Annotated in this window: 24 protein-coding genes and 1 pseudogene; 19 read left to right on the top strand and 6 right to left on the bottom strand. The window is 35.2% G+C overall.

The window, feature by feature from the left end:
- Nucleotides 1-390: 390 nt before the first annotated feature.
- The gene (locus Q1A60_RS13705) at nucleotides 391-1530 is read right to left on the bottom strand and encodes a glycosyltransferase (protein WP_299768388.1); all 1140 of its coding nucleotides are present in this window, start codon (nucleotides 1528-1530) and stop codon (nucleotides 391-393) included.
- Nucleotides 1527-2345 (bottom strand): hypothetical protein, encoded by an 819-nt coding sequence (locus Q1A60_RS13700; RefSeq protein ID WP_299768391.1) that lies wholly within the window; start codon nucleotides 2343-2345, stop codon nucleotides 1527-1529. Before Q1A60_RS13700 ends, Q1A60_RS13705 begins: the two co-directional genes overlap by 4 nt.
- A gap of 186 nt (nucleotides 2346-2531) precedes the next feature.
- Here Q1A60_RS13700 and ruvC point away from each other — a divergent pair, with 186 nt between their 5' ends.
- The 12 genes and pseudogenes from ruvC to Q1A60_RS13645 all read left to right on the top strand — a co-directional run.
- On the top strand, nucleotides 2532-3086 hold the full coding sequence (gene ruvC / locus Q1A60_RS13695; protein ID WP_299768394.1) for a crossover junction endodeoxyribonuclease RuvC: 555 nt from the start codon (nucleotides 2532-2534) through the stop codon (nucleotides 3084-3086).
- 85 nt (nucleotides 3087-3171) lie between these two features.
- Entirely contained in the window at nucleotides 3172-4308 is a 1137-nt protein-coding gene (gene hemW / locus Q1A60_RS13690; RefSeq protein ID WP_299768397.1) for a radical SAM family heme chaperone HemW, read from the top strand.
- Between the two features lie 303 nt (nucleotides 4309-4611).
- On the top strand, nucleotides 4612-5358 hold the full coding sequence (locus tag Q1A60_RS13685; protein WP_299768400.1) for a cyclase family protein: 747 nt from the start codon (nucleotides 4612-4614) through the stop codon (nucleotides 5356-5358).
- 13 nt (nucleotides 5359-5371) lie between these two features.
- Nucleotides 5372-5791 (top strand): RDD family protein, encoded by a 420-nt coding sequence (locus Q1A60_RS13680; RefSeq protein ID WP_299768403.1) that lies wholly within the window; start codon nucleotides 5372-5374, stop codon nucleotides 5789-5791.
- Between the two features lie 9 nt (nucleotides 5792-5800).
- Complete coding sequence (locus Q1A60_RS13675; protein ID WP_299768406.1) at nucleotides 5801-6145, top strand: DUF4260 domain-containing protein; 345 nt, start codon at nucleotides 5801-5803, stop codon at nucleotides 6143-6145.
- Nucleotides 6146-6315: 170 nt separating this feature from the next.
- Nucleotides 6316-6417 carry a DUF4260 family protein gene (locus tag Q1A60_RS21625; protein ID WP_363322590.1) on the top strand — a complete coding sequence of 34 codons (102 nt, stop codon included), beginning with the start codon at nucleotides 6316-6318 and terminating at the stop codon, nucleotides 6415-6417.
- A gap of 174 nt (nucleotides 6418-6591) precedes the next feature.
- Nucleotides 6592-7209: a DUF4230 domain-containing protein gene (locus tag Q1A60_RS13670; RefSeq protein ID WP_299768409.1), complete on the top strand. Its 618-nt coding sequence runs from the start codon at nucleotides 6592-6594 to the stop codon at nucleotides 7207-7209.
- Between the two features lie 8 nt (nucleotides 7210-7217).
- Nucleotides 7218-7697: an ATP-binding protein gene (locus tag Q1A60_RS13665; RefSeq protein ID WP_363322589.1), complete on the top strand. Its 480-nt coding sequence runs from the start codon at nucleotides 7218-7220 to the stop codon at nucleotides 7695-7697.
- A complete protein-coding gene (locus tag Q1A60_RS13660; RefSeq protein WP_299768415.1) occupies nucleotides 7675-8631 on the top strand; it encodes a transglutaminase domain-containing protein in 957 nt (318 codons plus the stop codon). Before Q1A60_RS13665 ends, Q1A60_RS13660 begins: the two co-directional genes overlap by 23 nt.
- A 5-nt stretch (nucleotides 8632-8636) precedes the next feature.
- The gene (locus tag Q1A60_RS13655; RefSeq protein WP_299768418.1) at nucleotides 8637-8996 is read left to right on the top strand and encodes an MmcQ/YjbR family DNA-binding protein; all 360 of its coding nucleotides are present in this window, start codon (nucleotides 8637-8639) and stop codon (nucleotides 8994-8996) included.
- A 143-nt stretch (nucleotides 8997-9139) separates the two neighbouring features.
- Nucleotides 9140-10912 carry a DNA mismatch repair protein MutS gene (locus Q1A60_RS13650; protein ID WP_299768420.1) on the top strand — a complete coding sequence of 591 codons (1773 nt, stop codon included), beginning with the start codon at nucleotides 9140-9142 and terminating at the stop codon, nucleotides 10910-10912.
- A 16-nt stretch (nucleotides 10913-10928) separates the two neighbouring features.
- A pseudogene (locus Q1A60_RS13645) lies at nucleotides 10929-11048 on the top strand (phosphopantetheine-binding protein); the annotation flags it as partial.
- A 200-nt stretch (nucleotides 11049-11248) separates the two neighbouring features.
- On the opposite strand, the gene Q1A60_RS13640 reads toward Q1A60_RS13645, so the two are convergent.
- Entirely contained in the window at nucleotides 11249-11932 is a 684-nt protein-coding gene (locus Q1A60_RS13640) for a DUF4919 domain-containing protein (RefSeq protein ID WP_299768423.1), read from the bottom strand.
- 146 nt (nucleotides 11933-12078) lie between these two features.
- Nucleotides 12079-13812, bottom strand: a complete 1734-nt coding sequence (locus Q1A60_RS13635) for a hypothetical protein (protein WP_299768426.1) — start codon at nucleotides 13810-13812, stop codon at nucleotides 12079-12081.
- Between the two features lie 568 nt (nucleotides 13813-14380).
- On the opposite strand from Q1A60_RS13635, the gene Q1A60_RS13630 reads away from it, so the two are divergent.
- The 3 genes from Q1A60_RS13630 (at nucleotide 14381) to Q1A60_RS13620 (ending at nucleotide 16613) form a co-directional block, all read left to right on the top strand.
- Complete coding sequence (locus tag Q1A60_RS13630) at nucleotides 14381-14752, top strand: VOC family protein (protein ID WP_299768429.1); 372 nt, start codon at nucleotides 14381-14383, stop codon at nucleotides 14750-14752.
- Nucleotides 14753-15074: 322 nt separating this feature from the next.
- Nucleotides 15075-15599 carry a hypothetical protein gene (locus Q1A60_RS13625; RefSeq protein WP_299768434.1) on the top strand — a complete coding sequence of 175 codons (525 nt, stop codon included), beginning with the start codon at nucleotides 15075-15077 and terminating at the stop codon, nucleotides 15597-15599.
- A 12-nt stretch (nucleotides 15600-15611) separates the two neighbouring features.
- Complete coding sequence (locus Q1A60_RS13620; protein WP_299768437.1) at nucleotides 15612-16613, top strand: metal-dependent hydrolase; 1002 nt, start codon at nucleotides 15612-15614, stop codon at nucleotides 16611-16613.
- Nucleotides 16614-16709: 96 nt separating this feature from the next.
- Here the strand turns inward: Q1A60_RS13620 and Q1A60_RS13615 are convergent, their stop codons facing one another.
- Both Q1A60_RS13615 and Q1A60_RS13610 read right to left on the bottom strand, forming a co-directional pair.
- Complete coding sequence (locus tag Q1A60_RS13615) at nucleotides 16710-18035, bottom strand: hypothetical protein (RefSeq protein ID WP_299768440.1); 1326 nt, start codon at nucleotides 18033-18035, stop codon at nucleotides 16710-16712.
- A 448-nt stretch (nucleotides 18036-18483) separates the two neighbouring features.
- Complete coding sequence (locus tag Q1A60_RS13610) at nucleotides 18484-19314, bottom strand: AraC family transcriptional regulator (RefSeq protein WP_299768443.1); 831 nt, start codon at nucleotides 19312-19314, stop codon at nucleotides 18484-18486.
- Between the two features lie 180 nt (nucleotides 19315-19494).
- Here Q1A60_RS13610 and Q1A60_RS13605 point away from each other — a divergent pair, with 180 nt between their 5' ends.
- The 4 genes from Q1A60_RS13605 to Q1A60_RS13590 all read left to right on the top strand — a co-directional run bounded on the left by Q1A60_RS13605 (nucleotide 19495) and on the right by Q1A60_RS13590 (nucleotide 24044).
- Complete coding sequence (locus tag Q1A60_RS13605) at nucleotides 19495-20409, top strand: dihydrodipicolinate synthase family protein (protein ID WP_299768446.1); 915 nt, start codon at nucleotides 19495-19497, stop codon at nucleotides 20407-20409.
- Between the two features lie 8 nt (nucleotides 20410-20417).
- Nucleotides 20418-20687 carry a DUF1272 domain-containing protein gene (locus tag Q1A60_RS13600; RefSeq protein ID WP_299768449.1) on the top strand — a complete coding sequence of 90 codons (270 nt, stop codon included), beginning with the start codon at nucleotides 20418-20420 and terminating at the stop codon, nucleotides 20685-20687.
- 48 nt (nucleotides 20688-20735) lie between these two features.
- Nucleotides 20736-22235: an aldehyde dehydrogenase (NADP(+)) gene (locus Q1A60_RS13595; RefSeq protein WP_299768452.1), complete on the top strand. Its 1500-nt coding sequence runs from the start codon at nucleotides 20736-20738 to the stop codon at nucleotides 22233-22235.
- A 93-nt stretch (nucleotides 22236-22328) separates the two neighbouring features.
- Nucleotides 22329-24044: a DUF885 domain-containing protein gene (locus Q1A60_RS13590; protein WP_299768455.1), complete on the top strand. Its 1716-nt coding sequence runs from the start codon at nucleotides 22329-22331 to the stop codon at nucleotides 24042-24044.
- Nucleotides 24045-24169: the final 125 nt, after the last annotated feature.

The raw sequence follows: 24169 nt of genomic DNA, 5'->3' as shown, positions 1-24169 counted from the left end.
ATAGTGAAAGTTGAATTAATCCCGCTTTATGGCGGGATCTTTTGTTTTTTTTGAATAAACTCACTGTTGAGAAGTCTGTAAGACGTACTCAATAGTGAAAGTTGAACCTGCCTTTGCCGGCAGGCATGTTAATCCCGTTTTATGGCGGGATCTTTTATTTTTTTGAATAAACCCATTGTTGAGAAGTCTGTAAGACGTACTCAATAGTGAAAGTTGAACCTGCCTTTGCCGGCAGGCAGGTTAATCCCGCTTTATGGCGGGATCTTTTATTTTTTTTGAATAAACCCATTGTTGAGAAGTCTGTAAGACGTACTCAATAGTGTACCTTGAACCTGCCTTTGCTGGCAGGCAAGTGAATCCCAATGTATAAAAGTAACAGGTTTGATACTTTTACCTCTTGAAATACCTGCCTTTCCAAGTAAATCCCCCCTTTAAAGAAGTGATCGCAATGTAAGAACTTATAAAAGGATATAATAGTGCAATGATAGGATACCAAACCAATATTTTTCGTTTTTTAAAAAACTGAGAAGCTTGCATAAGTAATATAAAATCAGCGACAACTTTTATAAAAATGAGTAGTAAAAATGGGAATGGATTTGTATACGCTTTCGCGAAAGCAAAAACAATACCCATCACAATGGTCAAATTAGATAGTAAAATAAGTAGCCCAACGCCTTTTGTAAACAAGTTTGTATACCCAACCGACTTAGCCGCCCATCGTTTACGTTGTCTCATAAAAGAAACCCAGTCTTCTTGAAACATAGTCGTGATAATAGCCTGTTGTGATTTGAAATAATGGACTTGGTTAGGAAATACTTTTGTAAACTTTTCTAGCATAAAATGATCATCTCCACTTGCGATATGGTTATTTCCTTCAAAACCATGTAGCTCTATAAAAGCAGCTTTCTCATATGCCAGATGTGCTCCGTTGCATAAGAATGGACGATTAATACCAAATCCGCCTATAGTAGCTCCAGCAAGACTAAGCGTATCTAATTGTTCAAAAATATTCAGGAAGGAAGTGTTTTCTAAAGGTAATGTTACGGGACCCGCAACTAATTTTGAATTGTGTTTCTGAATAAAAGCATTTAGGATACGAAGCCATTGTTCGGGTACAATACAATCGGCATCTGTCGTTACAATCCAAGAATAGGTTGCGGTTTGAATCGCGGTTTGAATCGCATCTTTTTTAGGAGAATGAGAAACACGAATACTATCTAGTACACGAATAGTTGATATTTGATGCTTTTCAATGTATGATGTAATAACCTTTAAAGAAGCATCTTCAGAACTATCATTTATCAATAGAATTTCATAGAGTGATTCCGGATAGTCCAATTGCATGAGACTTTCAAGCAATCTCGGAAGGTTTTTTTCTTCATTCCGAAAAGGGATGATAATCGAAAACCCTTGTATTGGTGTATCGCTAGAAGAAGTACAATGAGGAACATTCCTAAATCCATAAGACAACCAGAGGATGAAAATAACATACCCAATGATGATACTATACATACAGATAAGTGCAATCATATAGACATCGATTTTTTGGAAGTAAGTGATGTGTCTGTAATCATAAAATAACTTCCAGGAATAATAGGAAGTACGACATTAAAAAACCACATAAGAAATGTGATACATACGATAGTGATTTCTGCTGCACCTACCCATGTAAATATAGCAACAGCCACTCCAGTTTTAAGGACAACATCAAAAAGTTGAAGCATCGGTATGATAGAACTGATAAGATACATCGTCGTGATGAGTCCCATTGCAAGTGGATAAGAAACATCCACTTGAAAAAGGAATAGTAAAAAGTAAAACTGATGCGCAAATAGGAGATACCGCACAAAAGAAAAAATCCATGCTCTTTGTTTTGTATGCAGCGCAACCGTTTTCATAAAATCACGGATTCGTTGCCAAGAATATCCTTTGATGCTCCAGCGTATTCGATCTAATAATTTCGGAATGCTATAAACGAAAAGAAGAGATATGACGATAGTAATTAAATAGTAAGGTAGGTACGTAGGAAATAAAAAATAGCTACAAATTCCTATTCCAATACTTCCAAAAATAGTAGTGGCTAGCATCTGATATCCATTTCCCAATATGTTTAAAAAGAGAATTTTTTTGCGTAGTTGTGCTGGAAAAAATAATGCTTTAGCGCCATACTCTCCAATTTTGGCAGGTGTAATAAGCGATACAATATGTGCTTTTAATACCTGTTGAAGACTTTCTTTTGTAGTGATAGGATGATAATGACCAGCTAGAGACTTCCACTTTAGAATTTCAAATAGCCAATTGAGAGTAGCTAATAATAGTAATATTGCTATATTGCTATATGTCATTAATGAGCTAATATTGATTTTGAAATTCTCGCGAATAGTAGATGTGTCTTTTGATATGCGTTTCCACACAAAAAAAAGGACTATAGCCAAAATCAAAATTTTAATACTATAGCTTAAGAATTGTGTAGCTTTGTGGGAATCGCTTTGCATAACAAACAAAGTAACGAATAAAAGATAAAACTCCATTTGAAAGAAGAAAGAATCATATTAGGTATTGACCCAGGAACAACCATCATGGGTTTTGGTCTCATCAAAGTCGTCAATAAAAAAATGGAACTTTTACAACTTAATGAGTTGTTACTCTCAAAATACAAAGACCCCTACATAAAATTAAAACTCATTTTTGAACGTACTGTAGAGCTTATAGATACCTATCATCCTGATGAGATTGCTATTGAAGCACCTTTCTTTGGAAAGAATGTACAGAGTATGCTCAAGTTAGGACGTGCGCAAGGAGTAGCCATGGCAGCTGGATTAAGTAGAGAGGTGCCTATTACAGAATACCTGCCTAAAAAAATAAAAATGGCGATTACTGGGAATGGAAATGCCAGTAAAGAACAAGTAGCAAAAATGTTACAATCGCTTTTGAAAATTAAAACACTTCCTAAAAATCTAGATAGCACCGATGGACTAGCTGCTGCAGTATGTCATTTTTACAATTCTGGAAAGGTAGAAACAGGGAAGAGTTATTCTGGATGGGAAGCTTTTGTAAAGCAAAATGAGAAACGGGTGAAGAAGTAGTAAGTATTAAGTGAATAGTAATAAGTTCATATTTTCAACAATCAACAATCAACAATCAACAATCAACAATCAACAATCATAAACTGTGTCCAGTATCTACATCCATATCCCATTTTGCAAGCAGGCCTGTCACTATTGTGACTTTCACTTCTCGACGTCTATGGGCAAGAAGGAAGAAATGATACAGGCGTTAATTCAAGAACTGGAACTACGGAATGAAGAATTTCAAAATCAGGAGGTAGATTGTATCTATTTCGGCGGCGGTACACCATCGGTATTAGAAACGCATGAAATTGAAGCGTTAATTGAGACTGTCTATAAAAATTACCAAGTAACAGATACGCCAGAAATAACGTTAGAAGCCAACCCTGACGATCTTTCTGAAGAAAAGATAGAAGCCTTGCATGCGTCCCCAATCAATCGGTTAAGTATTGGCGTACAGTCCTTTTTTGAAGAAGATTTGAAGCTTATGAATCGTGCACATAATGCACAAGAGGCTTTGGAGTGTATTACGCTTTCGCGAAAGCGGTTCCAGAACATTTCCCTAGATCTTATCTATGGGATTCCAGAGATGAGCAACGCCCGATGGATTCAAAACATTGAACAAGCATTAGCATTGGGAGTGCCACATATCTCTGCCTATGCCCTCACCGTCGAACCCAAAACTGCCCTAGAAAACTTTATCAAAAAAGGAATTATTCCACCTGTAAATGATGAGGTCGCACAAGAACATCATGCCATTCTTGTAGAACGTCTAGAAGCAGCAGGGTATCATAACTATGAGTTTAGTAATTTTGGGAAACCTCATTTTTTCTCTCGGAATAATACTGCCTATTGGGAAGGGAAAAGCTATATAGGTATTGGTCCAGGCGCACATAGTTATAACGGAAAGCGCCGAGCTTGGAATATCAGTAATAACCCCAAATATATAAAAGCAATTACGCAAAACGAGCTACCGCAAGATGTGGAAGAACTCACACCTACCGATCAGTATAATGAATATGTGATGACGCGATTACGAACACAACAAGGCGTTTCTCTAAAAGAAATAGCCACGTTGTTTGGATCAAAAATGCAGACCTATTTGCTAGAACAAGCACAATCGCATATAGAGAATCATTTCTTATTTAAAGAAGAAGATAGATTATATGTCACTAAAAAAGGAAAATTCCTCAGTGACGGTATCGCTGCAGACCTGTTTATGCTGAATTTAAAACCGTAACCAACTTAATAAATAAACATACATAGTTGCTCCTTCCTCAGAAAGGGGAAGGTGGCATTTGCCCATAGGGGAAATGACGGAAGGGTTTAGAATGCAACAAGGATGGATTTAATCCAAATCATATATCAAAAGATGGTCACAAGAAATAGGTCTAAACGATCTTATAGTAATTCCTAAGCAAATAACGTAAGGGGTTAAAAGTATAAAAGAGGTGTATTAATTATATTTAGAAAAGTTGCTATCATACCGTGTAACATTTTTTATCTTTAAAGACATATAGTTATACATATATAAAACCATCAAGTGAAAGCAACCATTCATCACAAAAAACAAACATTCTCTATTGATTTATTACAACCCATAGACATTTCTATACCATTGAGTGCTATAGAAAACCCATTGGCTTGGTATCTAGAAAAACCAGAAATTACACCTGTACGTTCTGAAGATTGGGTTGGGAAGGTAAGCGAAGGCGGTGATGTAAATTTTAATACCATCACCTTTAATCCGCATGCACATGGTACTCATACAGAATGTGTAGGTCATATTACAGAAGAGGTATACAGTATTAATGAACACCTAAAACAATTCTTTTTTGTAGCCGAATTAATAACCGTAGTACCCGAATCTAGAGAGGATGATTTTGTGATTTCAAAAAAACAATTACAATACGATCTTAAAGGTGAAAAACCAGAAGCATTAGTCATTAGAACAATTCCGAATATAGACGAGAAAAAAACAAAAAATTGGTCACATACCAATTGGACGTATATAGAAGAAGAAGCCATGATATTTTTAAGAAACATAGGCGTAAAGCACCTTCTTATAGATACACCGAGTGTAGATCGTGAGAAAGATGAAGGCGAACTAAAAGCTCATAAAGCCTTTTGGAATACAAAAGGAACTATACGTATGGACGCAACCATTACAGAAATGATCTATGTGCCACATCAAATAGAAGACGGAAGTTACGTGCTTAATTTGCAAATTGCTCCTTTTGAAAATGATGCCACACCTAGTAAGCCTATTTTGTATAAGATAGAACCTTAAAAGAAAAATCCTCTTGACATTTATAGAAACAAAACCACATATTGGAAGAAGAATAATTGCAGGTGGTATAGATTATACGATTATTTATACACTTTCTTTTTTTACAATGATGCTACTTGGAATCCAAGTAAATTTTGATTACAATCAATTAAATGATGCCTTTTCATTAATTCCAATAGGTTTTTGGTTACTGATGACAGTAATTATTGAAATAACTGCAGGGGCTACCATTGGCAATTTGCTAGTAGGACTTAAAGCAATTCCTATAAACGGTCAGTATAGAAAACTAACATTTTTAGAATCGTTTAAAAGGCATCTTTTAGATCCAGCAGATATGTTCTTTTTTGGACTTGTTGGTTTTATAGTGATAAAGAATACACCTTATAATCAGCGGGTAGGTGATTTATGGGCGAAGACAATGGTTATTAACTAACACACTTCTATGAAAACAACACTTAAACTAGAAGAACTGGCACAATTTGGATTAGGAATCTATTTTTTTAGTATACTTCCTTTTGCATGGTGGTGGTTTTTAGTACTATTACTTGCACCAGATATTGGTATGATAGGCTATGCATTTGGGAATAAAATAGGCGCTTTTACATACAATCTTTTTCATCATAAAGGACTAGCAATAGCCATCTACCTTTTAGGAATCTATTTCCAAAATAATATCCTAATGCTTATAGGCACTATCCTATTTGCACACGCTGCTTTTGATAGAATACTAGGTTATGGTTTAAAGTATGAAAAAGGCTTTAAATTCACGCACCTTGGAGATTTGTAAATGATATAGTTTTGATAGTGGCCTATCGAAAGATTGTCGTAAAATTTGAAGTGAAAATTCCGTAAAATTTCAGACTTTTTGAGCATAGCGAGTTTCTGAAATTTAGGAATTGAGCAATACATTTAGACAAGGCTTCGTCTGCCTAGACTTTTTTGTTTCTTTTTTTGGCGATGAAAAAAAGAAAAGAACTTCCTTTAAGATATAATAGAATACTAGGCTATGGTTTAAAGTATGAAAAAGGCTTTAAATTCACACATCTCGGAGATTTGTAAATGATATGATTTTGATGTTTACCTAACAATGAAGACATTTTTTATGATCTCTTTTCTCTTCTCTTTATTCTAGTTCTTTAATCAAAAGAGATGAATTTTAGTAACATTTTATAACTCTCTCCCTTTGGGGGAGATGTCCGATAGGACAGAGGGGGAATTTAGTATCTTTACATCATGGAGTTTTTATTTTTAGGACTTGCTTTAGGGGCGATTATAGCTTATTTTTTATATGGACGTTTTGCGAGGCGAGGAAGTAAAGCAAAAGTACATTCACAATCGATGGTTCTTATGGAACGCATCCGTTCTGTATGTAAATTTATTACAGTAGAAGGAGATTTTGCAGAGATTTACCACTATGAAAGCTTAAAAGATAAATGGATTCAGAAGCTATTAGGAACCAAAAAAGCATTAGTACTTATAGATGCCAAAGCACATATCGGTTTTGATCTTACCAAGATTAAAATGGAAGCAGATGAAGAGACAAAAACCATTAGACTATATGATTTTCCGTCACCAGAACTACTCTCTATAGAAACCGATTTTAAGTTTTATGATAAAAAAGAAGGATGGGCAAATCCGCTGACGAGTACAGACCTCACCGAAATCAATAAAGAAGCCAAACAACATATTATAGATAAAGTCCCCAATAGTGGCTTGTATAAACAAGCCTCTCAACAAGCATTAGATACGATTATCCTTATTCAAAAGTTGGTGGAGACAATTGGATGGCAACTCAATTACGATGCGTTGAAAATAACAAGTCAAGAAGAACCTCCAAAACTCAATCCCTAGTGATACATATGATTCTCGGAAATACAGGAGCTGGTAAAACTACCTATGCACTTTCGTTAAGAGATAAAGAGCAAGGCGTGATTTTTTCTATAGATCATTGGAATAAAACCCTATTTCTGGAGGATAAAACCCAAGAAGACGGCGTCGATTGGTTTTTAGAACGCATTGAACGTTCGGACACCATGATTCAATCGATTGTAAAACAATTGGTCGTTGCCAAGACCCCAGCTATTCTAGACCTTGGATTTGCAAAAAAAGATAGGAGAGATCGTTTTTACGCTTTCGCGAAAGCGTATAAAATCCCCATCCAATTACACTTTTTAGATATTCCATTAGAAACACGAAAACAACGTGTGATGCAACGCAATCAAGAGAAAGGAGAAACGTTTCAATTTGAAGTATCTGAAACCGACGTAGAATTTATGGAAACCTGGTTTGAAAAACCAACCCCTAAAGAATTAGAACATGCGTATATTATTACAGCATAACATACCTATTTTTATAGCGTTTGTGGTATTCATGAGTAGTACCGTAGTATTAAGCCAAGACTATGCAAAGGTAGATGCTACCGTATCTTTTTATCCAGAGCGTTTTGCTTCAGACCAAGCGCTGGCAACTCAAATCAAAAATGATTTTACAAACCCCAAAGAACAAGTACGCGCAGGATACTCATGGCTGATTCATAATGTAGCCTATGATCCTCAGGAATATTACACCTATAAATTTCAATACCGTATTCTTGAAGAGCGTAATGAAAAAATGGCCGAAACGCGCGAAGCTATTATTGAGAGAACCTTACAACAAGGGGTCGCTGTATGTGAAGGATATGCCTTAACCTTAGAGCGTCTCTGTGAATTACTAGGAATACAAGCCTATGTGGTACGTGGAGATACAAAAACACAACCTTCAGACATAGGCCGCCCTTTCGATAAAAATCATATGTGGATGATTGCTATTATTGATGAAAAACCAATGCTTTTAGATCCTACTTGGGGCGCAGGAAAATATAATGGCACCTTTATCAAATCGCCTTCGTATGACTATTATGATACACCTCCAGCACACTTTATAAAAAATCATTATCCAGAAGTTTTTGATGATGCGTATGTGGATGTCAGCTTGTCAAGAGAAGCTTTTAGTAAACAACCATTACTCATCGATAAACGACTGACACTACAACAAGTGAGTCCGATAGGTGGTATCATAAAAGCTAAAACATTGTCTAAAGGAATTATTTTCTCATTAGAAGGCATCAAAGGCAAGAACGTATCATATACGCTAGATGGAGGAGAAAAAACCAATGTTGATTTTAGTATAGAAAATAAGGCATTACAATGTATGATCGCTATCAAAACAAAAGCACAATCCTTAGTGATTTATGTAGATGACGCCCCTACAATTGCGTATAAAATTAAAAAATAGAACACATGCATATTGAAGATGTACGGAATTACTGTATGGCAAAAAAAGGAGTTACTGAAGAATTCCCTTTTGATGAGGTTACTTTAGTTTTTAAAGTAATGGGAAAAATGTTTGTCCTTAGCGGATTAGAACATATACCTGCTGCCATAAATTTAAAATGTGACCCTGAACGTTCTGCTGAGTTAAGAGAACAATACGATGGGAGTATTACAGGTGCCTTTCATATGAATAAATTACATTGGAATACTCTTGTGTTGCAAGATTTACCTCCGCAGTTAATTATAGAACTTATAGATCATTCCTATGATCTTGTCGTGAGCAAAATGACAAAAAAACTCCGTGCCGAATTAGAAAATTTAGAATAGATGTCTGAAAATAATTTAGTAGGTCATTCTGAATTCATTTCAGAATCTCATTACATTAGTTATTCGTCTAGTGAGAAACTGAAACGAGTTCAGTTTGACAAAATTCAGACCTTTTACACTATTAAAAACGCCCATACCTTTTAATGAACAACCCATCTCAGTTTTATACAAAACAAAAAGCAATACACCAGGAATCCCTTGGACGTATTAAAAGACAATTGAATTTCTCAAGCACGATACGTTTGTTACTATTTTTTGGGATTTTAGGAACCATATACGCAACATTTGGCAGTTGGAGACTCATGATTGGTCTTCTCATTGTAGAATTTTCACTATTTGTTTTTTTAGTCGTGCGCCACGGTAAAATTGCATATCAAAGAGATCTGCTAAAAGCATTAGTGGCTATAAATGATACGGAATTAAAGGTGTTAGATCGTGATTTTTATGACTTGCCTTCCGGCGAAAAATACCACGACCCAGACCATTTTTATAGCCAGGATATTGATCTCTTTGGAAGAGGATCGTTTTTTCAATACCTCAATAGAACCGCATTAGAAAGTGGATCAGACGTACTTGCTGAAATCACAAAAGCTAATGAGATTACAGGAATTCCTCAAAAACAACAGGCAATTCAAGAGTTGAGCACCCTTCCAGAATGGCGTCAAGAGTTTTCTGCCATAGCTGCACTCGTAAAAACAGAAGTTCCAGCTACCTCTGTAGTACAATGGTTACAAGGACATAGCTCTTTTATTCCTAAAGTCGGACGAAAAGGAGCGATAGGATTTTCTATCCTATCACTAGTAGCACTAGTCTTGTATTTTCTAAATGTGATACATGGAGGTTTTGTTATAGGATGGTTTTTACTAGGACTAGCGATCGTAGGAAGGTTTGTAAAGAAAATCAATATGCTCGCCGTGCATACAGGAAAAATACAAAGCACCTTTGATCAATATTATAAATTATTAGCTAAAATAGAAGCACAAACCTTTGAAAGTGATATCCTCAAAGAGAAGAGAGAAAAAATCATCAATGCCACCCAAAAGTCATCAGATGTACTTCGTACATTTTCAAAACATTTAGATGCCTTAGACCAACGAAATAATATCTTAATAGGAGTGATTGCTAATGGATTTTTTATAAGGGATATCCTTATTGTTTCTCAAATAGAAACGTGGATTCAAAAACATAAAGATGATGTGGCTATTTGGTTTGAGATCATTGCTTTTTTTGATGCCTACAATAGCTTAGGAAATTATGATTTTAACCATCCTACACATCAATATCCTGAAATTACAGATACGCAAGTAACACTAAAGGCAACACAAACAGCGCATCCGTTATTAGATCCCGCCAAAGCAATTTTAAATGATATCACCATAGATACAGAACAGTTCTTTATTATCACAGGAGCAAATATGGCAGGGAAAAGTACCTTCCTACGTACCGTTGCGTTACAAATTGTGATGGGGAATATGGGATTGCCGGTATGTGCTCAAAAAACATCGTATACGCCTATAAAATTGATCACAAGCATGCGTACTACAGATAGCTTAACAGATGATGAGAGTTACTTTTTTAGCGAACTCAAACGTCTTAAATTTATTGTAGAAGAGATTAAAAGTGATCGTTATTTTATCATCCTAGATGAAATCTTAAAAGGAACCAATAGCACCGATAAAGCAAAAGGCTCTCGCAAGTTTGTAGATAAACTTGTCAATTCAAAATCGACAGGAATTATCGCAACCCATGACCTGAGTTTATGCGAAGCGGCCAATGAATTACCACAAGTTAAAAACTACTTCTTTGATGCGCGTATTGAAGATGATGAGCTCTATTTTGATTATACCTTTAAAGAAGGCATCTGCCAAAATATGAATGCAAGTTTCTTATTAAAGAAAATGGAGATTGTGGATTAAATAGTGATATATGGGACTTGACACTGTAGAACTGATCGTTGAAATAGAAAAACATTTCGAGATCGCTATTCCAGATGAAGAAGCTGAATGTATTGCAACAGTAGGACAGTTAGTAGACTATGTATATCTACACCAAAAACCCGATTCTAAAAAAGAGAAAGAAGAAATAGTTAGTATTGTCAGACATCTATTGAACAGACTCATCGGAATCCCTGAAGAAGAAATAAAACTACATCATTCTTTTACAAATGATTTAGGAATGGATTAATTGGAAAGTTAAACTATTTTAAAGAACTGTACGAGTGCTTTTCTTAGAAACCATTGATGTACAGCTTTTTATTTTTTAAATATTGTTGCCATCGAATCCAGACAAGGGCTTACATCAAAATACAACCCTTCTATTTTTGCTTCATTTTCAGCAAGAGTCAAATAATCATAATGTTCAATTAAACTTTGAGACCCTCCAAATTGAAAACCAAGAATATTCAACAAATCATATTCATGTGAGGTGTAAATCACATAAAATGCTTCTTTTTTACTTGTTCCATTACCGGAACTCATTAAAGCATCAACAATAGCTTTTAATTGGGTAACTTTTTTATTGAAAGTCGTTTTATTTCCCATTTGTTCCAATGAATATAATTGATAATTGATTGCATTCAAATCAAAAGGGTTGTCTAAAAGCATTTTATCTGTAAAATCTACTACTTTAATGAAATCTATACTGTCTAACTTTTCTTTTTGTAATACAACTCTTAAACTATCACCATAATCAGAACGTGAATAAGGTGAGTAATTTTCATCAAATCGATACCCGTAATACAAATGTCTTTTTTCCTCTAAAGTCATTGTTGAATCTGCATTTTGGAATCTATTCATCAAAGATTCGTAGAAGAGATTTGATTTTTTCTTTTTAATATTCTTTTCAATTTTCTTGTAATTAGGTTTTTCGAAATCCCAATCTTGAGAATAGGATAAGAAACTCATAAAGATGAATGATACTAAAATTATTTTTTTCATTAGGATTTATTTAATGATGTAAAACGGAATTGTATATGAAAAGTACGCCTAGCGTTGTTTTTCCGTTTTGATTTAAAGATAATTAAAATGTAGTAATTTTAATTCGCATAACCATTTTAGCGTATTTTTCATATACATTATTACACCTAGTTCTTATAAGACTTTATTACATCCATTATAATATTTAGAGCCTTGTCATTTCCATTAAAATAATCGGTTGATAATGTACTTATGGGAATATGAGGGGTAATCCAATTCCTATTGTCTTCTGCTTTTGATGTTTGATGAAACTGTGTAGAAATAAGCCCCATTAACCCTGAATGTGGTAGTTTAAACCATCCTGCTTCTCCTATATGATTTGGTTTTGAACCACTGGGTTCACCAACAAGGATAGCATTCGTGTATTTTGTAATATCTGTTAATAGGTTTTGAGCCGCAGAAAAAGTTTCTCGTCCCATTAACACAAAGACTTTTCCATCTGGATTCATAACTTCAAAATTGATAATGGTTTTTAACATTGGTGGTAATAAAGAACCATTTCCCCCGTGATTATGTCTCAAGTCTAAAATTAAATATTGTACATTATTTTTAGAAGTCTGGTTACGTAATTCTATATTAAAACCTTCTAAAGTTTGTGTTTTTTTATGTGTAACAACATTAAACTGAACATAGATACTATTATTTTCTGGAATCAATTTATACCAATATGGGTCTTCTGTTTTCGATAAGAATAATGGTTGTTCCTTGTCTTTTAGTTTTGGCATTTTTGGAAAGTCAGAAAAATTCCAAGAAACAGGATTCATTATTATTTTTTGAGACTTTCCATTTTTGTCATTCAAAGTAATTGTTACTTGCTGGGTATTATTAATAATTCCTAAACCCATTAATACATCTGGGAGTCCTAAATAATATGGGCCCAACCAAAGTGTTTGCATATCGTTATCCCTTGCATTTATAATATTTGTTTTTTGAAGTGCTTCTTCTATAGGTGTATTTTCAATCAACTGTACTTTATAGCCAATCCATTGTTCAAAGCCTATTTCAGCATCGACAATAAATAATCCGTCATTAAATTGATAAAACTGAACAGGAAGTTTCTTTAAGGCTCCTTTGTTTGGGGATGTTGGAATAATTAAATTATGTCCATTACCTAAACTACCAACAATTTTCATTAATTCTACGATTACTTGTTCATCACGTAATGAGGATATATTTGTTTTTATATTTAAAATCTTTTTTGATAGTTCAGTTTTAGAAATGGCGTGGTTAGGACTAAAATGTAACTCGTTAATTCGTTCTTCTAAATATATTATATCTCTTATCCAGGCTTCTTCTCTTGTGATATCTTCTTGAGGATTATTCCCAAATAATACTAAAAAATCTTTGTCATTAATAAGCTCTTTAAAAGCAAGATCTCCTATTAAAAAGGGTTTTTCGTCGTAACGAGATGCAAATCCTTTTTTTAGCCATAACAGAGCATTATCCTTATCTCCATCTTTAGCATAGGCTTTAGCAATTTTTATCATAATATCATTTGAAGGTGCTGACCCTGTTGGTATTCCTCTTAAAATAGTTCCACCAAGATCAAGGGTCTCTTTTAATGCAGAAATAGCGTTTTGATATTTTTCTACTTGATAATAGGAGAGTCCTAATACATAAAATAAATCAGCGTCATTTTGATATTGAGAAGTTAGATTTTTTAAAATTTCAATGGATTCTTGCCATTTTTCATTTTTGACTAAAGTCATTGCTTCATTTCTCTGATGAAAATATTCAGTTATATATTTTACATTATTTTTTTTCGATTGAGAAAAGGTGTTGAAAATATTTAGAGAAACTAAAAGGAGTAAACTAATTATTTTTCTTGGGCTTATTTTCATATTAAATAGTTTTATTTATAGAGACGCAACAAGAAACAGAAAGGTTGCCCAATGCAATTTTTTAATTAGACATAACTACGTTTCATAAAAAGATCTCGACTGCACTCCACCAGACCATAGAAATACAAAGGTTTGCTACTAAAGAGATGAATCACCTAACACTTTTTCTGCTTAGAACACTTCGACAAGCTCAGTGTGACACTTGCTGGAGTAAGAGACCGAGGGAGGTATGAAATCCCCTTAGCCCCGAAGGGGAATAAAAATAGAGTACTACTCTAAAATAGAACAATACTCTATTTTAGAAATATGATGTGCATAGTATATCAAGTAAAACATCTCTAACCTTTAAGTCTACAAGTTAAGCATACAGTTTTCTTAGGAAGGAACTTATAATTCCCTCGAAGGAGGGAATCTTATGTTTTATTAATGGATATACTTTTTAGATTCGTTTACAATACGTTATGTTTAAAATATAAAAACATTAATCTGACCTTAAACCTTAAACCTTAAACCTTATACTCACAAAACAATTCACTACTTTTAAAGAACAATCTTAAACCTATCAAGTATGAAACTAGGAGCCTTTTCAAGTAGTTTGAGTGTAAAAGACATTCATAAGTCCAAAGCTTTTTATGAGCATTTAGGCTTTGAAGTATTTGCAGGCGATATAGAACGCAAGTATCTCATTATGAAAAATGGCAATGCCCTCATCGGACTTTTTGAAGGGATGTTTGAAAACAACATTTTGACATTCAATCCAGGCTGGGATGAAAATGCCAATGTTTTAGATGACTTTGATGACGTACGCACCATTCAAAAACACCTTAAAGAAAAAGGAATCCCCTTAGAACGCGAAGCAGATGAAACTAAGACAGGACCTGCTAGTGTTGTACTGATGGATCCAGATGGAAACGCCATACTCATCGATCAGCATGTATAAATGAATTCCCGCGAAGGTTGGAATCTTTTCTCTGGCATTCGAAAAGTTGTCGTAAAATTTGAAGTGAAGATTCCGTAAAATTTCAGACTGTTTGAGCGTAGCGAGTTTCTGAAATTTAGGAATAGAATGATAAATTTAGACAAGGTTTCGCCAGCCTAGACTTTTTGTTTCTTTTTTGGCAATGAAAAAAGAAAAGAAAATATTTTTTGAACGAACGAATATACCTTAGCTTAACGATTGTCATCATTTAAACTAAATAATAACGTCATTCTCATTGACCAACATGTGTAGATCCCTTTCCTTTTTTATAATACTCTCTTTATTGTTACAATCTTGTAATAAACAATCAAAAATAGATAAAAGAGATCCTTTTGAGGTAAATCATAAATTATCTTGTGAAGGACTTATAGAAAATGGATATAAGAGGTTATGGGGAGATGATGTTGTATTAATTAGTAAAGAAATAGGAGATACCCTAATTTATTACCAATTAGAATATGATCAAGAAGAGATAGAGCCAGATATTGGATATATAGATGATGATCATTCATCAATACTTATTCCTGAAGGGTCAAAAGAATTTTATTCTAAATTATGTGATGAGGCATACATTTATTTTAGAAATTTTAAATTGAAATTAGATAAAGATAAATCTAAAGCATTACTGTTCTTAAAATCAATTGATACTAGAGAATATAAAATAATAACAAATCAAAGCTTATATCCGCAAGAAGGGGAATATTTTGAAGTATTAAATTTAAAGACACTAGATACATTTCATTGTAGTGTTACAAGAGAAAAGGGATATTGGTATTTTCAATCATCCATAACTTTTAAAAAATGGTAAAAAAAGAAAACATTGGATAGTTTAACACAAGTCGTTTTAGGAGCAGCCGTAGGAGAAGCGGTCTTAGGAAAAAAAATAGGAAATAGAGCTATGGTATGGGGAGCCATTGCAGGTACCATTCCAGATCTAGATGTTGTAGCACGCTTTCTTACAGACACGATTACCGCGACCGAAATGCATCGAGGATTCAGTCATTCTATTATCTTTTCAGTTATAATGGCGCCCCTATTAGGTTGGCTTGTTCATCAAATAAAAAAACGAGATGATGTAGGTTGGCAAGGTTGGGCCAAACTCTTTTTCTGGGGGCTCTTTACGCATCCATTACTAGATGCATTTACGACTTGGGGAACACAATTATTCTGGCCTTTTGACTGGCGTCTTGCCTTCAATAACATTTTTGTGATCGACCCTTTATACACCCTTCCATTTTTAGTATGCCTTCTCATTGCAGCGTTTAAGAAGAAGGGTACGCTTTCGCGAAAGCGTATAAATCACCTTGGCATATATTTGAGCACAGGATATTTAGTCCTTACCCTATTTTTGAAATGGGCAGCACATACAAAAATTACAAAGGCATTAGAAGAACAACAGATTACCTATTCTAAAATATCAACACGTCCGGCCCCAATGAATACCATTTTATGGAATGCTAATATAGATGCAGGAGAAAACTATTTGATAGGCGACTATTCCTTTTTTGATTCCCAACCCATCACATTTACGGCCTATCCAAAAAAACGGAAAGCATCAGAAGAGCTGGCTTCTAGAGATGAGGTACAACGCCTCATCAACATCTCAGAAGGTTGGTATATTCTAGAAGAAGAAAACGGACAGTGGATTTATAATGATTTGCGCTTTGGATTGATCGCTATTGATCCAGAGCATCCTCAATTTGTATTTAGATATGTATTAGCAGAAAAAGAAGGTGTGATTACTGCCACAGAAGACCGCCCAGAAATGGAAAATACTGATGCTATTTTTGGAACACTTTGGGAACGTATTAAAGGGAATTAATTAAAATAATTACAAAACAAAAGAAGGCTGTCCTCTCGGACAGCCCCCTAAAATCAAAAATTATTCTTTTTGTGTGAATAATACCTTGATGTATTATTAGTTTCTTGGTGCTCCAATTTGAGTTCCAATCACACTCGCATCTGGTTGTGTAATTACTGGACAGTTAATGATAGCTCCTGTTGCTGTTAATAAATCTGATAATGAATTTGCTAACGGACTTGGATTTGCATTTCCTCTAAAAGGAATTAAAGTACCGTCTTCTAAAAGATCATTAATTTGACCAAAACTTGTTAAGATTACACGATCTTCTACAGGAACAGTAAACTCAGTAATATGTGCATCCCACATTGGAGAGTAACGTGTGTCACTTGGATCAATTGGGAATGTATTTGTAGGATCATTTACTTGACGTTCACTTATAGAAGCCGTATTTAAACCTTGAAATCCTAGAGGATTATTAGCGTCTGGTGTAACACCATTTGCAGTTGGGCTAAAAGGTAACATAGAACCTCCTGGGAATAATCCAAATTGAGGAATCTCATTTAATCTTGGCGCATATACTCCTAATTCGATCGTCGCTGGTCCAGGATCTGAAGTATCAGTTACAAGGTGGAAGTAGTATGCTCTGTCGTCATGCCATCCATCTAGAAGTTGCATTACTACAGATGCTTGATCTGGTGCAAAGTTAGGGTTGTTTAAATCGTCTTCTTGCGCTTGTCCGTTTCCATTTGGATTAGGAATTCTGTCGTGTATTCCTGTACTATTTGCTACTAATTGTGCATTGATTACAATGTTAGTACCCGGTAATGCTACATATGAAGACCAGTTTGCATCTGCAACTGCTCCAGGAGTTACTGCTGCAGGTGGGAAGCCAACTAATGCTCCATCTGCTGATACTCCTCCAGCGGTTAAGCTTCGTGTAGGAGAAAAATCTACAGACCCTTCAAAAATAAGTCTACCATCATCTGTCCATTCAGAACTTTGAACTCCTCCAGAACCAATAGCTTCTGCCATTCTAGGTGCATAAATAATTCCAAGTTCTCTTGCGAAATCTTCATCAGAAGCTTCTGTAATTACATAGTATGCTTCTCTAGGACCACTAGGTGTTGTTTCCCATCCTTGGAACATAGGTAATCTTACTGTAGGGCCTGCTGGCACTACATCTCTGTCTACACGAAAATCAATTCCTAAAACGCTAGGAACAAATACGTTTTGTGCGCCAGTAAAACTAAGAGCAGGATTGTCTGCATTATATGGAGTACCTCCATCTACTTCAATACTATTTAATAATAAACTCGCTGCAGAAGGTGCATCTGCTGGTGGATTTTCACCTTCTGGAGTAGAACTGTTATTATCGTCAGAACTACAACTTGCTATAAATATAGCTCCTGCTGCCATTAATGTATATATGATCTTTTTCATGATTATGTGTTTATTTAATTTTTTGTTTAAATATGTTTCTTTATTTGTGTATTAGGTTTGTTTGAAAATAATGAGCGCTTTATTTTTATCACACCGGTTTAGACTAAAGGATTTCGTTATACTTTCTCTATTTTCTTGGGGATCGTAGAAAAAAGGAAGATTGTCATAGTGTTTGAAGCTCTGATTTTTTGAACTTCAGAATACTGGGAGTATCTGTTTTACAAGGATTTAGCTTAATTTTATTTTTTGGAAAGAAAAAAATGTTAAAAATGTAATTAAGGTAATAATGGTAAGTCTTAATAAAAAAAAAGTGTAACGGTTCTAACATAAAACGCTTATTTTTAGACTTATAGTGATATAGATAAAACTTATAGTAGTCTACTTTTCGATAGTTTTATCGCATGTGAAGGTTTTTGACTCCAAAAAATAGCATTCATTTTGAGTCCTTTTATTGAAATGAAACTCTATATATAGAAGGACTTACTTTTTTATGGTATTTGAATTTTCTATTAAAATGGGATAAAGTTTGAAATCCTGAAAGTTCGGCAATAGCTGCGATAGATAATTCAGGCTGTTCTTTTAATAATTGACAAGCTTGTGCAATTCGTAATTCCGTTAAAAACTGAAAATACGTTTTATTTGTTCGTTTTTTAAAATATTTACAAAACCCATTGGTACTCATTGCTGCAATATGCGCAATATCTTCTAATTGTATAGGTGTAGAAAAGTGCTGTAAGGAGTATTCAAAAATGCGATGTAACTTTTTTCCATCAGCTTCCGATATATTTTTAGGATATACAAAAGAAGAAATAGGTGTATAGGTACTTTTGGTTAATAATTGTATGAGGAGTAAAAAATAGGCCAGTCGAGAGACCCCTTCATGTTGTGCTATGGCACCAAACATGGCGATAAGTTCTTGCGTTGCGGTTGTTTTAAATCCCGCTTTCGCGAAAGCGTAAAAATCCTGAACCCCTTTGCCTTCCTCTAAATTTAAAAAGGAATCTCCAAAAGACTGCGGATTAAAAAACAGGGTATGCATTAATGCATCTGTTGTTTCACTACGAAATACATGAGGTTGTTGTCCGCCAATCACAAAAACATCCCCTTCCTGAAAATGATGTATAGTGTCTGCAATAAGTAATGTGCCATTTCCTTTTAGAATATGACTTATCTGAAGTTCTTGATGTTGATGTAATTGCTCATAAAACGCACCCGTATCTATTTGAAAGATAATAGCAGTATTACTAGGTTTAGGTATTTTAAAAGGCAGTACTTTCACAACATAAAGATACTTTATTGTTTCAAAATAAGAAATGCTTCATATAAAATGGATAATATACGCATAGTATTGGATAATTGACACATTATGTATCCGTGTGATGTATGGTATTTTTATTCTCAAATTAGAAGCCTCACTTTGATACGTGAGGCAGCATATGATAACCATATACATATAGATATGTCAATACAATGGAAAGGAGTGATGCCAGCCGTCACGACAAAGTTTACAGCACAAGATACCTTAGATCTAGCTATGTTTGCCGTAAATATTAAAGCGCAATTAGAAGCAGGCGTACATGGAATTGTACTAGGAGGAACTCTAGGAGAAGCAAGTACCTTAAGTGATGCTGAAAAAAGTATCTTGACACAAGAAACTGTACAACTCGTAGACGGGAAGGTGCCTGTTCTTATTAATATTGCAGAGCAAACCACAAAAGGAGCGATTGCCGCTGCGCATTCGGCAGAGAAAGATGGCGCTACTGGATTAATGATGTTACCCCCTATGCGTTATAAAGCTGGAGATGCAGAAGTCGTTGCTTATTTCAAGGCCGTTGCAGAAAATACTTCACTACCTATTATGGTCTATAATAATCCAGTAGATTATAAAATAGAAGTGACACTAGCTATGTTTGATCAATTATTAGCCTGTGATAATATAGAAGCGGTCAAAGAATCTACAAGAGATATCTCTAATGTAACGCGTATTAAAAATGCGTTTGGTGATCGATTAAAAATAATGACAGGGGTAGACACCTTAGCATTGGAATCACTTCTTATGGGAGCAGATGGATGGATTGCTGGACTTGTAGATGCATTCCCAGCAGAAACTGTTGCGATATATGAATTACAAAAGGCAGGACGTATTCAAGAAGCTATTGCTATATATCGATGGTTTTTACCCTTGCTAGAGTTAGATATAAACCCGAAATTAGTACAGAATATAAAACTAGCAGAAGTACATACAGGGATTGGTACAGAACATGTAAGAGCACCACGATTACCATTATCAGGAGAAGAAAGAGCGCATGTATTACAAGTAATTAAAAAAGGACTTGAAACGAGACCTACCTTACCAGATTATAAAAATTTATAAAAAATAAGATGTTAGAAATACGCCCTTCTTGTGAACATTGTGATAAAGCACTTCCATATGATGCTAGCGATGCCATGATCTGCACCTTTGAATGTACCTACTGTAGTGATTGTGTAGAAAATGTATTGCAAGAAGTCTGTCCTAATTGTGGTGGCGGTTTTGAAAAACGACCGATACGACCAGCTTCATTACTAGAAAAGTATCCAGTATCTACAAAAAAGATTCATAAACCTGTAGATATTGAGAAGCATATGGAAAGAATTAAGAACAAAACATAAATAATAGGCATCAGCATTTATTCATTAAAATAGTTAATCATTCATAAAATGATCACAGGAAAAAATTATATAGGCAATGCCTTAAGCGCAAAAGGAGAGATGACGTACCAAACGTTAAATCCAAAATTAAATGTCGCCAATGCTACTTCTTTTACAGAAGCTACTTCTGAAGAAATAGACTTGGCTGTAGCACTTGCATATCAAGCTTTTGATACGTATCAACATATATCTGGAGAAAAAAGAGCTGCTTTTATGCATGCCATTGCAGATGAGATCGAAGCACTAGGTGATACACTAGTAACCACATATATGTCTGAAACAGGATTACCCGAAGGAAGAGCTAAAGGAGAGCGTGGTCGTACCTTAGGACAACTACGCATGTTTGCAGATCTTATAAAAACCGAAGATTGGCGTAACCCAACCATTTCAGGAGAAGCTAATGAGTTACGTCAATACTTGATGCCTCTAGGACCTGTAGTTGTGTTTGGAGCAAGTAATTTTCCATTAGCATACTCTACAGCAGGCGGAGATACAGCCAGTGCATTGGCAGCAGGATGTCCCGTGATTGTAAAATCACATCCAATGCATGCAGGTACTGGAGAACTAGTGGCAAGTGCGATTCAAAAAGCAGTACAAAAAACAGGAATGCCTCATGGTGTTTTTTCAAATTTAAATAGTGCAGGTATTGAAGTAGGTGTTCAATTAGTAAAACATCCTATGGTAAAAGCTGTTGGATTTACAGGAAGTATACGAGGAGGACGCGCTCTTTATGATCTTGCTTCTCAACGAGAAGAACCGATTCCTGTCTTTGCAGAAATGGGAAGCATCAATCCAGTTATCGTTACTCAAAACGCCCTAAACGCACGTTCGGAAGAGATTGCACAAACCTATGCAGATTCGATTACCTTAGGTGTTGGACAATTTTGTACAAATCCAGGATTGATTTTAGGGATTAAAAGCCCAGAATTTACGACCTTTACACAGAATTTAGGAGAAAAAACGGCTGCAATAGATGCAAATTGTATGTTACATCCTAACATTCATACAGCGTATGAAAAAAATGGAGCAGCTGTCATTAGCCAACCTGATACGACTGTAGTCGCTATGCATCAAGACACTGTTCAAGAAAATTATGCGCAAGCAAAAATAGGAACAGTTTCTGGAGACGCTTTCTTAAAGAATCCAAAGTTACACCAAGAAGTATTTGGACCTTTTTCATTAGTAGTACAATGCGACGACACACAACAATTATTGCAAATTATAAGCCAGTTAGAAGGACAGTTAACAGGAACAATTTTAGCTGAGCAAGAAGATTATAAAGATCTTTCACCCCTAATTGAAAGACTGCAAAACCGTGTAGGGCGTATCATTTTTAATGGGGTCCCTACTGGGGTTGCAGTAGTAGACGCCATGACCCACGGAGGTCCTTATCCAGCTTCTACAGATAGCCGCTTTACGGCAGTAGGAAACCAAGCTATTAAAAGGTGGGTACGACCTTTTAGTTACCAAGGATTTCCAGAAGAATTACTACCCGCATTTTTAAAATAAATAATCATCAGATGCAGACTTTCCTCCTAGAAAGGCGTTGTGCTGAACTTGTTGAAGTAAGGGATCGAGGGAGGTGTTTAAAAGACATATAATATGAATAAGATAGTAAGTGTATTACTGGCCATCAGTTGTAGTGCAATGACATTCGCACAATCCCCATCAGAAAACCTTCATACCATTATTGAAGAAGTACAAAGTCACAAAGGATATGAAGGGAAAGACTATCCTATGGGATTATTCTCTAAAGAATATTTTAAAGAGGAGTCCGCTTTCGCGAAAGCGCAAATAACCAAACTCGCAGCCATTTCTGAAAATACCCTTTCTGAAACCGAAGCCATCTCACTAGCATTACTTCGTTTTAAATTACAAGAAACCGTAGATTATTATACCTATGAACGCTATTTAAATCCGTTGCTGTCAGATTCGGGATTTCATAGTAGTTGGAATTATATGGTACGACCTATTACCAATTATAAACAAGCAAAATCGTATCTCAATAAACTCAATGCTCTTCCAGATGTAGTAGATCAATATATTCCGTTGTTACGAGAAGGATTGGAGAAAGGTGTTTCTCAACCTAGAGTAATTTTTAATGGGTATGAGAGTACCTATGATTCTCAAATTGTAACTGATTACCAAGACAGTTTTTATTATGGGCCTTTTAAGAATTTACCAAGTTCGCTTACAGATACCCAAAAAGATTCTGTGCTTGCTGCTGCAAAAATAGCTATAGAAAAGAAAGTGATTCCTTCGTTTAAGCGTGTCAAGGCCTTTTTTGAAAACGAATACCTTCCTAAAACACGAAAAGCGATTGGTGTTTCAGAAACTCCAAATGGCAGGGATTATTACCAAAATAGAATCAACTATTACACAACCTTAGACCTCACAGCAGATCAGATTCATCAAACAGGACTCAAAGAAGTGGCACGTATTAAAGCTGAAATGGAAAAGATCATTGCTGAGGTAGATTTTAAAGGATCGTTTGCAGCATTTCTAGAATTTCTCCGTACCGATGAGCAGTTTTATGCGAAGACACCTCAAGAGATTTTAATGATTGCACGAGATATGGCAAAGCGAGCCGATGCACAATTGCCTCGATTTTTTAAAACGCTTCCGCGAAAACCATACGGAGTGGCTCCCGTACCTGATGCGATTGCGCCTAAGTATACGACAGGACGTTATGTAGGAAGTGCCAAAGGAAGTACAGATCCAGGGTATTATTGGGTAAATACCTATGACCTTCCTAGTAGACCTTTGTATGTATTACCTTCTCTAACAGTCCATGAAGCAGTACCTGGACATCATTTACAGGGAAGTTTAAATCAAGAATTAGGAGATGATATTCCGCAGTTTCGTAAAAATATGTACCTCTCTGCTTTTGGCGAAGGATGGGGATTATACTGCGAATTTCTCGCTGAAGAAATGGGTATGTATACAACGCCGTATGAGCGTTTTGGAAAACTTACGTATGAGATGTGGCGAGCCTGTAGACTCGTAGTAGATACAGGAATTCACGCCAAAGGATGGACACGTGATCAAGTCGTTACCTATATGTCTGAAAATACCGCATTATCCATACATGAAATCAATACAGAAACCGATCGCTATATCTCATGGCCAGGACAAGCATTATCCTATAAAATAGGGGAGATCAAAATACGCGAACTCCGCACTGAGGCAGAAGCAGCTTTAGGAACTGCATTTGATATTCGTGAGTTTCACGAAGTGATTCTAGGTCAAGGAACCGTGACTTTGGAGATTTTGGAGAAGCGAGTGAGAGATTGGATTATCAAAGAAAATGGAAATTAGAAAAACGAAAAATAAGAGGAGATCAAAGATTCTAAAATAGACTAAGGGTGATTGAGTGATTTGCTGTAAGCAAATTGTATCGAAATTACCGATTGGAATTAAAAAAGTAATAGAGAATAGAGTAA

The sequence above is a fragment of the uncultured Dokdonia sp. genome (assembly GCF_947492535.1).
Classification (GTDB): Bacteria; Bacteroidota; Bacteroidia; order Flavobacteriales; family Flavobacteriaceae; genus Dokdonia.
This window is presented reverse-complemented; position numbering and strand designations above follow the sequence as displayed.

Excerpts from the sequence above, each read along its gene's own strand:
- Q1A60_RS13705 (WP_299768388.1), bottom strand. The coding sequence starts at position 1,530 with ATGATTGCACTTATCTGTATGTATAGTATCATCATTGGGTATGTTATT.
- Q1A60_RS13700 (WP_299768391.1), bottom strand. The coding sequence starts at position 2,345 with ATGACATATAGCAATATAGCAATATTACTATTATTAGCTACTCTCAAT.
- Q1A60_RS13675 (WP_299768406.1), top strand. The coding sequence starts at position 5,801 with ATGAAAACAACACTTAAACTAGAAGAACTGGCACAATTTGGATTAGGA.
- Q1A60_RS21625 (WP_363322590.1), top strand. The coding sequence starts at position 6,316 with ATGAAAAAAAGAAAAGAACTTCCTTTAAGATATAATAGAATACTAGGC.
- Q1A60_RS13670 (WP_299768409.1), top strand. The coding sequence starts at position 6,592 with ATGGAGTTTTTATTTTTAGGACTTGCTTTAGGGGCGATTATAGCTTAT.
- Q1A60_RS13665 (WP_363322589.1), top strand. The coding sequence starts at position 7,218 with ATGATTCTCGGAAATACAGGAGCTGGTAAAACTACCTATGCACTTTCG.
- Q1A60_RS13660 (WP_299768415.1), top strand. The coding sequence starts at position 7,675 with ATGCGTATATTATTACAGCATAACATACCTATTTTTATAGCGTTTGTG.
- Q1A60_RS13655 (WP_299768418.1), top strand. The coding sequence starts at position 8,637 with ATGCATATTGAAGATGTACGGAATTACTGTATGGCAAAAAAAGGAGTT.
- Q1A60_RS13650 (WP_299768420.1), top strand. The coding sequence starts at position 9,140 with ATGAACAACCCATCTCAGTTTTATACAAAACAAAAAGCAATACACCAG.
- Q1A60_RS13640 (WP_299768423.1), bottom strand. The coding sequence starts at position 11,932 with ATGAAAAAAATAATTTTAGTATCATTCATCTTTATGAGTTTCTTATCC.
- Q1A60_RS13635 (WP_299768426.1), bottom strand. The coding sequence starts at position 13,812 with ATGAAAATAAGCCCAAGAAAAATAATTAGTTTACTCCTTTTAGTTTCT.
- Q1A60_RS13630 (WP_299768429.1), top strand. The coding sequence starts at position 14,381 with ATGAAACTAGGAGCCTTTTCAAGTAGTTTGAGTGTAAAAGACATTCAT.
- Q1A60_RS13615 (WP_299768440.1), bottom strand. The coding sequence starts at position 18,035 with ATGAAAAAGATCATATATACATTAATGGCAGCAGGAGCTATATTTATA.
- Q1A60_RS13605 (WP_299768446.1), top strand. The coding sequence starts at position 19,495 with ATGTCAATACAATGGAAAGGAGTGATGCCAGCCGTCACGACAAAGTTT.
- Q1A60_RS13600 (WP_299768449.1), top strand. The coding sequence starts at position 20,418 with ATGTTAGAAATACGCCCTTCTTGTGAACATTGTGATAAAGCACTTCCA.
- Q1A60_RS13595 (WP_299768452.1), top strand. The coding sequence starts at position 20,736 with ATGATCACAGGAAAAAATTATATAGGCAATGCCTTAAGCGCAAAAGGA.
- Q1A60_RS13590 (WP_299768455.1), top strand. The coding sequence starts at position 22,329 with ATGAATAAGATAGTAAGTGTATTACTGGCCATCAGTTGTAGTGCAATG.